Source organism: Blautia caecimuris (genome assembly GCF_024622975.1).
Taxonomy (GTDB): Bacteria; Bacillota; Clostridia; order Lachnospirales; family Lachnospiraceae; genus Blautia_A; species Blautia_A caecimuris.
Genome location: NZ_JANJZT010000013.1, coordinates 21,689 through 35,080, shown reverse-complemented (window position 1 = coordinate 35,080; position 13,392 = coordinate 21,689). Strand labels below are relative to the sequence as shown.

General features: G+C 45.2%; 13 protein-coding genes. 12 read left to right on the top strand and 1 reads right to left on the bottom strand.

All coding sequences use genetic code 11. The features are described 5' to 3' along the window. The first annotated feature begins 2 nt into the window (after positions 1–2). The 7 genes from grpE to thiI all read left to right on the top strand — a co-directional run bounded on the left by grpE (position 3) and on the right by thiI (position 8,201). The gene (gene grpE / locus NSA57_RS09600; RefSeq protein ID WP_257464711.1) at positions 3–632 is read left to right on the top strand and encodes a nucleotide exchange factor GrpE; all 630 of its coding nucleotides are present in this window, start codon (positions 3–5) and stop codon (positions 630–632) included. Positions 633–816: 184 nt separating this feature from the next. Next, positions 817–2,697 carry a molecular chaperone DnaK gene (gene dnaK / locus NSA57_RS09595; protein ID WP_257464710.1) on the top strand — a complete coding sequence of 627 codons (1,881 nt, stop codon included), beginning with the start codon at positions 817–819 and terminating at the stop codon, positions 2,695–2,697. Positions 2,698–2,721: 24 nt separating this feature from the next. After that, entirely contained in the window at positions 2,722–3,903 is a 1,182-nt protein-coding gene (gene dnaJ, locus NSA57_RS09590; protein ID WP_147599725.1) for a molecular chaperone DnaJ, read from the top strand. 152 nt (positions 3,904–4,055) lie between these two features. Continuing rightward, the gene (gene prmA, locus NSA57_RS09585) at positions 4,056–5,042 is read left to right on the top strand and encodes a 50S ribosomal protein L11 methyltransferase (protein ID WP_138271152.1); all 987 of its coding nucleotides are present in this window, start codon (positions 4,056–4,058) and stop codon (positions 5,040–5,042) included. Positions 5,043–5,045: 3 nt separating this feature from the next. Further along, positions 5,046–5,789, top strand: coding sequence for a 16S rRNA (uracil(1498)-N(3))-methyltransferase (locus NSA57_RS09580; RefSeq protein WP_257464709.1), 744 nt, complete (start codon positions 5,046–5,048; stop codon positions 5,787–5,789). 52 nt (positions 5,790–5,841) lie between these two features. Continuing rightward, positions 5,842–6,996 (top strand): cysteine desulfurase family protein, encoded by a 1,155-nt coding sequence (locus NSA57_RS09575; RefSeq protein ID WP_257464708.1) that lies wholly within the window; start codon positions 5,842–5,844, stop codon positions 6,994–6,996. 23 nt (positions 6,997–7,019) lie between these two features. Beyond that, positions 7,020–8,201 (top strand): tRNA uracil 4-sulfurtransferase ThiI, encoded by a 1,182-nt coding sequence (gene thiI / locus NSA57_RS09570; protein ID WP_257464707.1) that lies wholly within the window; start codon positions 7,020–7,022, stop codon positions 8,199–8,201. Between the two features lie 133 nt (positions 8,202–8,334). Here the strand turns inward: thiI and NSA57_RS09565 are convergent, their stop codons facing one another. Further along, positions 8,335–8,571 (bottom strand): HPr family phosphocarrier protein, encoded by a 237-nt coding sequence (locus NSA57_RS09565; RefSeq protein ID WP_022068693.1) that lies wholly within the window; start codon positions 8,569–8,571, stop codon positions 8,335–8,337. Between the two features lie 292 nt (positions 8,572–8,863). Here NSA57_RS09565 and mtaB point away from each other — a divergent pair, with 292 nt between their 5' ends. The 5 genes from mtaB (at position 8,864) to NSA57_RS09540 (ending at position 13,360) form a co-directional block, all read left to right on the top strand. Further along, a complete protein-coding gene (mtaB, locus tag NSA57_RS09560; RefSeq protein WP_257464706.1) occupies positions 8,864–10,189 on the top strand; it encodes a tRNA (N(6)-L-threonylcarbamoyladenosine(37)-C(2))-methylthiotransferase MtaB in 1,326 nt (441 codons plus the stop codon). Between the two features lie 101 nt (positions 10,190–10,290). Then, entirely contained in the window at positions 10,291–10,563 is a 273-nt protein-coding gene (locus NSA57_RS09555) for an IreB family regulatory phosphoprotein (RefSeq protein ID WP_022068695.1), read from the top strand. A gap of 1 nt (position 10,564) precedes the next feature. Then, complete coding sequence (gene ruvX / locus NSA57_RS09550) at positions 10,565–10,990, top strand: Holliday junction resolvase RuvX (protein ID WP_147599719.1); 426 nt, start codon at positions 10,565–10,567, stop codon at positions 10,988–10,990. A 10-nt stretch (positions 10,991–11,000) separates the two neighbouring features. After that, positions 11,001–11,258: a DUF1292 domain-containing protein gene (locus NSA57_RS09545; RefSeq protein ID WP_022068697.1), complete on the top strand. Its 258-nt coding sequence runs from the start codon at positions 11,001–11,003 to the stop codon at positions 11,256–11,258. Between the two features lie 395 nt (positions 11,259–11,653). Next, positions 11,654–13,360 carry a ribonuclease J gene (locus NSA57_RS09540; protein WP_138271167.1) on the top strand — a complete coding sequence of 569 codons (1,707 nt, stop codon included), beginning with the start codon at positions 11,654–11,656 and terminating at the stop codon, positions 13,358–13,360. The last annotated feature ends 32 nt before the right edge of the window (positions 13,361–13,392 follow it).

The following is a 13,392-nucleotide window of genomic DNA, read 5'->3' as shown; positions in this document are numbered from 1 at the left end:
GCGTGGCAGAAGAAAAGAAGAACGCAGCTGAAGTACAGGAAGATACAGAAAAAGAAATTTCTGAAAACGAGACTGTAACAGAGGCTCAGGACGATTCACCGGAAGCCACAGCCGGAGAAAATACCGCAGAGGAAAGCGAAGCTTCCGCGGATGAAAAAACTGAGGGAAAAACAAAAACCTCTTTCTTTGGAAAAAAGAAAAAGGATAAAAAAGATCAGCAGATTGAAGAGCTGACTGACCGGCTGAAACGCAGCATGGCAGAGTTTGACAATTTCCGTAAACGTACAGAAAAAGAAAAATCCAGCATGTATGTGATCGGCGCAAAAGAGATCATTGAAAATATGCTTCCGGTAGTTGATAACTTTGAGAGAGGACTTGCACAGGCTCAGGAGGGAGATGCTTTTGCAGACGGCATGAAGATGATCTACAAACAGCTTATGACAACACTGGAGGGACTTGGTGTAGAAGCGATCGAGGCTGTCGGCAAAGAATTTGATCCGGATTTCCATAATGCGGTAATGCATGTGGAAGATGAGGAAGCCGGAGACAATATGGTTGTGGAAGAGCTTCAGAAAGGCTACACCTATAAAGGATTTGTAGTTCGTCACAGTATGGTAAAGGTTGCCAACTGACCCAGAGCACTTAATGAAAACAAGCCGTATGGCGCAGGTTGAATTTAGTGCGAAGGTCGCTCGAAGGAACTTAATGAATCCGACCGCAGGGAAGGATGAATTTAGTGAATCGAGCATTCTTAGATAATAAGTAGTCATGGATATAGAGACAAAGAATGAAAATAAATCAGGAGGAAAAATTATCATGGGAAAAATTATTGGTATTGACTTAGGTACAACAAACAGTTGTGTGGCAGTTATGGAAGGTGGCCAGCCCACCGTTATCGCAAATACAGAGGGTGCAAGAACTACACCGTCTGTAGTAGCTTTTACAAAAACAGGAGAGCGTCTGGTAGGTGAGCCTGCAAAACGTCAGGCAGTTACCAACGCAGAAAAAACAATCTCCTCCATTAAGAGAGAGATGGGTTCCGATTACCGTGTAACAATTGACGACAAGAAATACTCTCCGCAGGAAATTTCCGCTATGATTCTTCAGAAGCTGAAAAAAGACGCAGAGGGATATCTTGGAGAGACTGTAACAGAAGCAGTTATCACAGTTCCGGCTTACTTTAATGACGCTCAGCGTCAGGCAACCAAGGATGCAGGTAAGATTGCAGGTCTTGATGTAAAACGTATCATCAACGAGCCAACAGCAGCAGCTCTTGCATATGGTCTTGACAATGAAAAAGAACAGAAGATCATGGTATATGACCTTGGCGGCGGTACTTTCGATGTTTCCATTATTGAAATTGGTGACGGTGTTATCGAAGTTCTTTCTACAGCAGGAAACAACCGCCTTGGTGGTGACGACTTTGACCAGAAGATTACAGACTACATGCTTGCAGAGTTCAAGAGAACTGAGGGCGTAGATCTTTCCAGCGACAAGATGGCTCTCCAGAGACTGAAAGAAGCTGCTGAAAAAGCTAAGAAAGAGCTTTCTTCTGCAACAACTACAAACATCAACCTTCCGTTCATCACTGCAACAGCAGAGGGACCGAAGCATTTTGATATGAACCTTACAAGAGCAAAATTTGATGAGCTCACACATGATCTTGTTGAAAAAACAGCAGAGCCGGTACGTCGTGCACTGTCTGATGCAGGCATCACAGCTTCCGAGCTTGGCCAGGTACTTCTGGTAGGTGGATCTACACGTATCCCGGCTGTACAGGATAAAGTAAAACAGATCACAGGCAAAGAGCCAAGCAAATCTCTGAACCCGGATGAGTGCGTTGCACTTGGCGCTTCCGTACAGGGTGGTAAGCTTGCAGGAGATGCAGGCGCAGGCGATATCCTTCTTCTGGATGTTACTCCTCTGTCTCTTTCTATCGAGACAATGGGTGGAATCGCAACACGTCTGATCGAGAGAAATACAACAATTCCTACAAAGAAGAGCCAGATCTTCTCCACAGCAGCAGACAACCAGACTGCTGTAGATATCAATGTTGTACAGGGTGAGCGTCAGTTCGCAAGAGATAACAAATCTCTTGGCCAGTTCCGTCTGGACGGAATCCCGCCAGCACGTCGTGGTGTTCCGCAGATCGAGGTTACTTTTGATATTGATGCCAACGGTATTGTAAATGTTTCTGCAAAAGATCTTGGAACAGGAAAAGAGCAGCACATTACTATTACAGCAGGCTCCAACATGTCTGATTCCGAAATTGACAAGGCTGTAAAAGAAGCAGCAGAGTTTGAGGCTCAGGACAAGAAACGTAAAGAGGCAATTGATACAAGAAATAATGCAGATTCCATGGTATTCCAGGTTGAGAATGCCCTGAAAGAAGCAGGCGATAAAATTGATGCAAATGACAAAGCAGCAGTTGAGACAGACCTTAACGCACTGAAAGATCTTCTTGCACAGACTGCAAATGCTGAGATGACAGATGCACAGGTAGCTGATATCAAGGCTGCACAGGAAAAAATGATGGAAAGCGCTCAGAAGCTGTTTGCAAAAATGTATGAGCAGACACAGCAGGGCGGCGGCCAGGCAGGCCCGGATATGGGCAACATGGGCGGCGGAGCTTCCCAGGGTGGAAACGAAGCCGGATATGGCGATGATGTAGTAGACGCAGACTATAAAGAAGTCTGATAGAAAGCACAGGAAAGAGAAACGATGGCTGATAAAAGAGATTACTACGAAGTCCTGGGCGTTGCAAAAAACGCCAGTGACGCGGAACTGAAAAAAGCATATCGAAAATTAGCCAAAAAGTATCACCCGGATGTAAATCCGGGTGATAAAGAAGCAGAGGCAAAATTTAAAGAGGCTACAGAGGCATACGGCATTTTAAGTGATCCGGATAAGAGAAAACAGTATGATCAGTTCGGTCATGCAGCCTTTGAAAATGGCGGCGGCGGTGCCGGAGGATTCGGCGGCTTTGACTTTAACGGCGCTGATATGGGCGATATTTTCGGTGATATTTTCGGTGACCTGTTTGGCGGCGGAAGCAGAAGACGTGCAAACAATGGACCGATGAGAGGCGCAAACCTTCGTGCAAGAGTGAATATCACTTTTGAGGAAGCTGTATTTGGCTGTGAAAAAGAGCTGGAAATCGTTCTGAAGGATGAATGTACGGATTGTCACGGAACAGGAGCAAAACCCGGAACTCAGCCTGTAACCTGTCCGAAATGTAATGGAGAAGGACAGATTGTATATACTCAGCAGTCCATGTTCGGTATGGTGCGTAATGTCCAGACCTGTCCGGAATGCGGCGGTACAGGAAAAGTAATCAAAGAAAAATGTACTTCCTGCCGTGGAACCGGATATACATCTTCCAGAAAGAAGATTCAGGTATCCATTCCTGCTGGTATTGACAATGGACAGAGCATCCGTATCCGTGAAAAAGGAGAACCGGGCACAAACGGCGGCCCAAGAGGCGACCTTCTTGTGGAGGTAAATATTGCCCGCCATCCTATTTTCCAGAGACAGGATATGAATATTTTCTCTTCTGCGCCTATTACCTATGCGCAGGCTGCTCTTGGCGGAGAGGTTCATATCAATACAGTGGACGGAGACGTTGTTTATGATGTGAAGCCGGGAACTCAGACTGATACTCGCATCCGTCTGAAAGGCAAGGGTGTTCCTTCTCTGAGAAACAAGAATGTCCGTGGAGATCATTATGTGACTCTGGTTGTTCAGGTTCCTACAAACCTGAATGAAGAGGCAAAGGAAGCTCTCCGCAAGTTTGACGAGGCCTGTGGAAACAGACCGTCAGAGACAAACAGCGAAGGCACAGAGAAACATGAAAAGAAGAAAAAAAGCTTTATGGATAAGCTGAAAGAGACTTTTGAAGATTAATAAATCTTTTAAAGAAAAGAGGGAAACCTCTTTTCTTTTTTTGTTCTTTCGTGTATGATAAAGTGCGAGGTATTATAAGTATAACAAAGTATCAGCCGGAAGCCCGGCAGATCATAGAAACATATATTTTATGATAAAACAGGAGATTTGTTATGAAGTGGAAAAAGTTTAAAATAAAAACCAGAACCGAGGCAGAGGATATCATTATCAGCACCTTATATGATATTGGCCTGGAAGGTGCGCAGATTGAGGATAATGTACCTCTTACTGCGCTGGAAAAGGAGCAGATGTTTGTGGATATCCTTCCTCAGATGCAGGAGGATGACGGAACTGCATATCTGAGCTTTTTCGTGGAGGAAGCAGAGGACGGAAAACTTCTGAAAAACGGCCAGGAGACAGATGCAGAATCCATTCTGAAAGAAGTAAAAGAAGAGCTGGAAGCTTTAAGAGCTTTTCTGGATATCGGAGAGGGCAGCATTGAGGTTGACGAGACAGAGGATATTGACTGGATCAACAACTGGAAACAGTATTTTAAACAGTTTTATGTGGATGATATTCTGATCGTTCCCTCCTGGGAGGAAGTAAAGGCAGAGGATCAGGATAAAATGATCCTTCACATTGACCCGGGAACAGCCTTTGGAACCGGTATGCATGAGACTACTCAGCTTGTGATCCGCCAGCTGAAAAAATATGTGAAAGAGGGCTGCGAGCTCCTTGATGTGGGAACAGGAAGCGGTATTCTTGGAATTACTGCTCTGAAGCTTGGCGCAGGCCATGTAGTGGGAACAGATCTTGACCCCTGCGCAGTTCCTGCAGTCCAGGAAAACAAAGAAGCAAACCAGATTCCGGATAAAGCTTTTGATATGATGATCGGAAACATCATTGATGACAAAGAGGTTCAGGATCAGGTGGGCTATGAGAAATATGATATTGTAGCGGCAAACATCCTTGCAGACGTTCTTGTGCCTCTTACTCCTGTGATCGTTCATCAGATGAAAAAAGGCGCTTACTATATCACTTCCGGCATTCTGGATGTAAAAGAGAGCGTTGTGACAGAAGCTGTGAAAAATGCAGGCCTGACTCTTGTAGAGGTTACAAAGCAGGGCGAGTGGGTGTCTGTGACAGCCAGAAAGGACTGATCCATGCAGAGATTTTTTGTGGAGCCGTCCCAGATTGATGAGGGGGCTCATCAGATCCACATTACAGGAAGTGATGTGAAGCATATTGTAAATGTGCTGCGGATGAAAACCGGGGAAGAGCTCTGGATCAGTGACGGAGACAAAAAAGAATACCACTGTACCATTGAAGCCATTGATGCAGAAGAGGTCTGCCTTCATATTCTTTATTCTCAGGAGCCGGACTATGAGCTTCCAAATAAGATTTATCTGTTTCAGGGTCTTCCAAAGGCAGATAAGATGGAGCTGATCATCCAGAAGGCAGTGGAGCTGGGAGCCTGTCAGGTGATCCCGGTAGAAACCAAACGCTGTGTAGTCCGTCTTGACGGCAAAAAGGCTGCAAAAAAGGTGGAACGGTGGCAGCAGATCGCAGAGAGCGCGGCCAAGCAGTCCAAGCGTATGCTGATCCCTTCGGTTCATCCGGTGATGACCTTTAAGGATGCTCTTGCCTGGGCAAAGGAGCTGGATGTTCGGCTGATCCCCTATGAGCTTGCGCAGGGAATGGCTGAGACAAAAGCCCTTTTGTCTGAAATCCGTCCCGGACAGTCCATTGGTATTTTTATCGGTTCGGAGGGAGGATTTGAGGAAAAAGAAATCGAAGCGGCTATTGACGCGGGAGTTTCTCCCATTACTCTGGGAAAACGGATTTTGAGGACAGAGACAGCCGGACTTGCGATCCTGTCCGTGCTGATGTTTCAGCTGGAACAGTAAAACAGAATGCAGAGTCCGGCAGGAAGCTGCAGTAAAATAAAGGGAGTTTATCATGGAAGTTTATTTTGATAATTCCGCAACCACCAGATGCTACGATTCGGTAAAGGATATTGTGGTAAAAGCAATGACAGAGGATTTTGGAAATCCCTCCGCCATGCATCTGAAGGGTGTGGAAGCAGAAAAATATATTAAGAGTTCCGCAGAAAGCCTTGCCCGTCTTCTGAAGGTTCAGGAAAAGGAAATCCTGTTTACCTCAGGGGGAACTGAGTCGGATAATCTGGCTCTGATCGGAGCGGCTTTTGCAAATAAAAGAAGCGGAAATCATATTATCACCACCTCAGTAGAGCATCCGGCAGTAAGCCAGCCTGCGCTTTTCCTTCAGGAACAGGGCTTTGAGGTAACCTACCTTCCGGTGGACAGCCGTGGTGTGGTAAAAATGGATGCTCTGAAAGCCGTACTCAGAGAAGATACCATTCTGGTATCTGTGATGTATGTAAATAACGAAGTGGGCGCAGTGATGCCGGTGGAGGAAATTGCAGCCCTTGTTCACGAAAAGAGCCCGAAGGCTCTGTTTCATGTAGATGCCATACAGGCCTTTGGAAAGTACAGAATCTACCCGAAAAAAATGGGAATCGATCTTCTTTCTGTCAGCGGTCATAAGATTCATGGGCCAAAGGGCGTGGGCTTTCTTTATATTAATGAAAAAGCAAAAATCCAGCCGCAGATTCTTGGCGGAGGACAGCAGGGCGGAATGCGTTCCGGAACAGACAATGTACCGGGAATTGCAGGACTTGGCGCTGCCGCTGTGGAAATCTACAAAAATCTTGAAGAGAATGTGGAAAACATGTATCGTCTCAAGGAACACATTGCGCAGGGCCTTGAGAAGATCGGGGACATCCGCATCAACGGTATGGATTTAAGAGAGGGAGCGCCTCAGATTCTAAGCATCAGTGTTATGGGCGTGCGAAGCGAAGTGCTTCTCCATTCTCTGGAAGAAAGAGGCATTTATGTTTCCGCAGGAAGCGCCTGCTCCAGCCACAAACGCAAGCCTAGCGCCACTCTGGCAGCAATGGGTATGTCAAAAGATCAGATCGAAAGCACTGTGCGCTTAAGCTTTTGTGAGGAAAACACCATAGAAGAGGCGGATTACTTCCTTCAGGTTATGGGAGAACTGGTTCCCATGCTGAGAAGATATTCAAGAAGGTAAAAGATACAAAAAGGAGAACATTTATGATATTTCATGCATTTCTGATTAAGTATGCGGAAATCGCCATTAAAGGTAAAAACAGGTATCTTTTTGAGGATGCTCTGGTAAAACAGATGCGTCTTGCTCTGGAACCTGTGGAAGGAGATTTCCGTGTGATCAAGGAGCAGGGCCGTGTTTATGTGCTCTGCCCGGAGGAATATGATTTTGACGAGGCAGTAGAAGCGCTGCAGAGAGTTTTTGGTATTGTGGGAATCAGTCCGGTTGTGATCTATGAGGATCAGGGCTTTGAGCAGATGGGAAAAGATGTTGTAAGCTGTATGAAGGCAAGGTATCCGGAGTTTTCCGGAACCTTTAAGGTTTATACAAGAAGAGCCAGAAAATCCTATCCTATTAATTCCATGGAGGTCAGCGCAAGTCTTGGCAGGCTGATTCTGGACGCTTTTCCGGAGGCTTCTGTGGATGTCCACAATCCTCAGCTTACACTTTCTGTGGAGATCAGAGAGAAGATTTACGTTTATTCAGAAACTATTCCGGGACCGGGCGGAATGCCGGTTGGAACAAACGGAAAGGCAATGCTGCTTCTTTCCGGCGGAATTGACAGTCCGGTTGCCGGCTACATGATCGCCAAGAGAGGCGTAAAAATTGATGCGGTTTATTTCCATGCGCCGCCTTACACCAGTGAGAGAGCAAAGCAGAAGGTTGTAGATCTGGCAAAGCTTGTTGCCCGCTACAGCGGACCTATCCGTCTTCATGTGGTAAACTTTACGGATATCCAGCTTTATATTTACGACCAGTGCCCTCATGAAGAGCTTACAATTATCATGCGCCGGTATATGATGCGTATTGCAGAGCATTTTGCAAAGAAATGCGGCTGCCTTGGTCTGATCACAGGAGAGAGTATTGGACAGGTGGCAAGCCAGACCTTACAGAGTCTTGCGGCAACCAATGAGGTGTGCACCCTTCCTGTGTACCGTCCGGTGATCGGATTTGACAAGCAGGAGATCGTGGAGATTTCCAGAAAGATCGATACCTTTGAGACTTCTATCCAGCCCTTTGAGGACTGCTGTACGATTTTTGTGGCAAAACATCCGGTAACCAAGCCGAATCTGAATGTGATCCACAGATCTGAAACAAAGCTGGAAGAAAAAATTGATCAGCTTATGGAAGAGGCTCTTTCTACTGTAGAAGTGATCGAGATTAACTGACAGAATTGTCAGAAATCAGAAACAGGCAAAAAATATCCGGCGGACATCTGGAATGTTTCCCGAATGTACCGCCGGAATAAATGCCGTATGGAATGTGTGACGAAGCTTAGCCGCCTGCACAGGGTCAGTGATATTACTCGATCACATATGCCTGAACAACTGCAAGGATAGCATCCAGAGCTGCGCCTTCTGCATGGATATTCAGGTTGATCGGCTTGGAAAGATCCAGGCTGAAGATTCCCATGATAGATTTTGCGTCAATAACATATCTTCCGGATACAAGATCAAAATCACAGTCAAATTTACTGATTTCATTTACAAATGCTTTCACTTTATCGATGGAGTTCAGTGAGATTTTTAATGTTTTCATTACGATATAACCTCCCTAAAAATTATTGTATTTACAGCTTTTATCTTATACGTCCACTGATAAAAAGTCAAGGGAAAAGCTGTTAAATTTCCATGAAATAACAGGAACCGAGTTACTGTTCACCACCTTCACGGTAACCTGGTCAAAATGCATTCCAGATCACCTCTGGCGATGGTATTTTGCCATGTACGTTCCGGGATTCCGGCATATATGCCAGAGCACCTTACGGAAAAATGACCTGTGAACAGTAACAGAATCAATTTATATCAGTAGAAAAGGAATGAATATAAATATGAGTAAAAAAGTTGCGCTTCATAATCTGGGCTGCAAGGTAAACGCTTATGAGGTAGAGGCAATGCAGCAGCTTCTGGAACAGGCCGGATATGAAATTGTCCCTTTTCAGGAAGGGGCGGATGTGTATCTGATCAATACCTGTACGGTTACTAACATTGCGGACCGGAAATCAAGACAGATGCTCCATAAGGCAAAAAAAATGAATCCGGAAGCCATTGTTGTTGCCACCGGCTGTTATGCACAGACAGACACAGAAAAACTAAAGGCAGATACATCTGTAGACCTGATCCTTGGCAATAATCAGAAAAACAGGATTGTTGAGGCCCTTGCTGAATATGAGAAAGAACACGCAAAAAAAGCCTGCGTGATCGAGATAAATAAAACAAAAGAATATGAGGAGCTTTCCATTGACCATACGGCAGAACATGTAAGAGCCTATATTAAGGTCCAGGACGGATGTAATCAGTTTTGTACTTACTGCATTATTCCCTATGCAAGAGGCAGGGTGCGCAGCAGGAAAATACAGGAGATCCTGGAGGAAGTAAAGGCTCTTGCGGCAAAGGGCTATAGGGAAGTGGTTCTTACAGGCATTCACCTGAGTTCTTACGGCATTGACTTTAAGGAGGCGGAAGAAAGACAGACCCTTCTTTCACTGATTCAGGCTGTACACAGCGTAGAAGGCATTGAAAGGATCCGCTTGGGATCGCTGGAGCCAAGGATCATTACCCGGGAATTTATGGAAGGTATTTCCGGTCTTTCCAAGGTGTGCCCTCACTTCCATCTTTCTTTGCAGAGCGGATGTCAGAAGACTCTGGAAAATATGAATCGAAGATATACGGCAGAGGAATATGCGCAGAAATGCAGCCTGATCCGGGAGTATTATCCTGCCCCTGCTTTAACTACAGACGTGATTGTGGGATTTCCAATGGAGAGTGAAGCAGATTTTGAGGAATCCTTTGAATTTGTAAAAAACATTCATTTTTATGAGACACATATTTTCAAATATTCCAGACGTCAGGGAACAAAAGCGGCTGCAATGGAAGGGCAGATCACAGAGGCTGTCAAAGCCGCCAGAAGTGAAAAAATGTTGGAGCTGAACAGGCAGCGCTCCCTTGAATATGAAGAGTCCATGATCGGAAAGAACCTGGAGATCCTTCTGGAAGAGGAAGTGGAGCTTCAGGGGAAAGCATATTATCTGGGACACAGCCGGGAATATGTGAAGGTAGCTGTGGAGAAAACAGAAAGTCTGAAGGTCAATAATCTTCTGACTGTAAAAATCACGGGATTTACAGAGGAGCACATCCTAGGCGGCGAGCTGGTATAGTTGCCCTGGAGTGAACGATGGCCCCGTACAAAACTCTCCTTGTATTTTGCGGTGAATTATATTAAAATAGAAAAGAAATAATAGTAAGGACGTGAGAGAAAATGACAGAAAACAATTTAGGAAATACACAGTATTTCAGGACAAAGCCGGATCAGGAGCTGGAAGTGAAAGAGGTTCTGGATCTGGTGTATAACGCAATGGACGAAAAGGGATATAATCCGGTAAATCAGATCGTTGGTTATATCATGTCCGGTGATCCTACCTATATTACCAGTCATAAAGGCGCAAGAAGCATGATCATGAAGGTTGAGCGGGATGAACTGGTAGAGGAGCTTCTGAACGAGTATATTAAGAACCGCTCCTGGGAAAGCTGATATGCGTATACTTGGACTGGATTACGGGTCAAAGACCGTAGGAGTGGCAGTCAGTGATCCCCTGGGACTGACTGCCCAGAAAGTAGAAACCATATGGAGAAAGCAGGAAAACAAGCTTCGCAGAACACTTGCGCGTATTGAAGAGCTGGTAGCTGAGTATGGTGTGGAAAAAATTGTTGTGGGACTTCCGAAGAATATGAATAATACACTTGGAGAGCGGGCAGAAAAATCTCTGGAATTTAAAGAAATGCTGGAGAAAAGAACGGGACTGCCTGTGGAAATGTGGGATGAACGTCTGACAACAATGGAGGCGAACCGCGTTCTCATGGAGGGCGGAGTGCGCCGTGAAGACAGAAAGGAACATCTGGATTCCCTTGCAGCAGTACTGATCCTGCAGGGATATCTGGACTGTTCTGCAAACAGATAAGGACAGCAATATGGAAAAAATAAAATTTCAGACCCCGGACGGGACAACAGAAGAGTTTTATGTAGAGGAACAGACAATGATCGGAGGCAGATCCTATCTTCTGGTATCAGATTCTCTGGATGATGAGGCGTCTGCATATATTCTGAAAGACTGTTCTTCCCAGGACAGCCCGGAAGCCTGCTATGAAATGGTAGAAGAGGAAGAAGAACTGCAGGCGGTTTATAAAGTTTTTGAGCAGATGCTGGATGATGTGGATCTGGAAATGTAAGGTTTTCGGACAGGACGGACAGGAAATTCAGGTACTGTGTTTTAAAACTCATGAAAATGAAACGAAAATAAGCGAAATTTAACGGATGATGAAGGAATGTCACTGGCATTCCTGAGTTGTCGTGCGGAAATTTGCACATGAAAATGGAGGTGCATTATTTGAACAGTGATAATAATACAAAAAAAGAAACAGATGAAAGGCAGAAAAGAAACGGCAGTTATGGAAGAAATGCCGGTTATAATACAAGAAAACAGGTAAACAGATCAAAAAATAATAAATACAGGCCTCAGGCAAAACAGAACAGCAGATATCAGGAAAAATCTGCGGAAAGATATCCCGAAAAGAATCAGGACAGGCAGCAGAAGCCTGTATTAAAAAATTCTTCCAGAAATTCCATGAATAAAAATACAGGAAGAAACTTTCAGAAACAGGGACGCAGAGGACGGAGAAGCAGCGAGCGCCTGAAGATCATTCCTCTTGGCGGACTGGAACAGATTGGAATGAATATTACAGCTTTCGAGTACGGAGACAGTATAGTAGTAGTAGACTGTGGTCTGTCTTTCCCGGAAGATGATATGCTGGGAATTGATCTTGTGATCCCGGATGTAACTTATCTGAAGGACAATATCTCAAAGGTAAAGGGATTTGTGATCACCCACGGACATGAGGACCATATTGGAGCTCTTCCCTATGTATTAAAGGACGTAAACGTCCCTATTTATTCTACGAAGCTGACACTGGGACTGATCACCAATAAGCTGAAAGAACATAATCTTGTCCGTTCCACAAAGCTGAAGGAAGTGAAGCATGGACAGGTGATCAACCTGGGTGATTTTTCTATTGAGTTTATTAAGACAAATCACAGCATTCAGGATGCTTCCGCACTGGCGATTTATTCACCGGCAGGAATCGTTGTCCATACAGGCGACTTTAAGGTGGATTATACGCCGGTATTCGGCGATGCCATTGATCTTCAGCGTTTTGCGGAAATCGGAAGAAAAGGCGTGCTTGCTCTGATGTGCGACAGTACAAATGCAGAACGTCCGGGCTTTACCATGTCCGAGCGTACTGTGGGCAAAGTTTTTGACAACCTGTTTAATGAATTTCATTCCAGCAGGATCATTATTGCAACCTTTGCCTCAAACGTAGACCGTGTTCAGCAGATTATCAATACTGCGTACCGCTTTGGCAGAAAGGTGGCGGTAGAAGGCCGCAGCATGGTCAATGTTATTTCAACAGCTTCAGAGCTGGGATATCTGAGAATTCCGGAAAATACTCTGATCGAGATCGATCAGGTAAAGGATTACCCGGATGACAAGGTGGTTCTGATCACAACAGGAAGTCAGGGAGAATCCATGGCTGCCCTGTCAAGAATGGCTGCTAATATTCACAAAAAAATAACCATTAAGCCAAACGATACTATTATTTTCAGTTCAAATCCGATTCCGGGAAATGAAAAAGCAGTTTCCAAAGTGATCAACGAGCTGTATATGAAGGGCGCAAAAGTTATTTTCCAGGATGCTCATGTATCGGGACATGCCTGCCAGGAAGAGATTAAACTGATCTATTCCCTGGTCCGTCCGAAATACGCGATTCCGATTCATGGAGAATACCGTCATCTGACTGCTCAGAAACATATTGCCGAGGAGCTTGGAATCCCAAAAGAAAACATTTTTATTCTTGCATCGGGAAATGTTCTGGAAGTGGATGAGAACAGCGCCCAGATCACAGGAAACGTTCAGACAGGAGCGATCCTGGTAGACGGACTTGGAGTTGGCGATGTGGGAAATATTGTGCTCAGAGACCGTCAGCATCTGGCTGAGGACGGAATTATGATCGTGGTTATGACCCTGGAACGTCACAGCAATGTGGTTCTTGCGGGACCGGATATTGTTTCCAGAGGCTTTGTGTATGTCCGTGAATCAGAAGACCTGATGGGACATGCCAGGGAGGTAGTGGAGCAGGCTCTGGATTCCTGCATGGACAGAAATATTACAGACTGGGGAAAGATCAAGCTTGTTGTCAAGGATGCGGTAGGCGACTATCTGTGGAAGCGCACAAAGAGAAGACCGATGATCCTTCCGATCATCATGGAAGCATAAACTGGACTGGATAACAGAATGGAATGGAAATG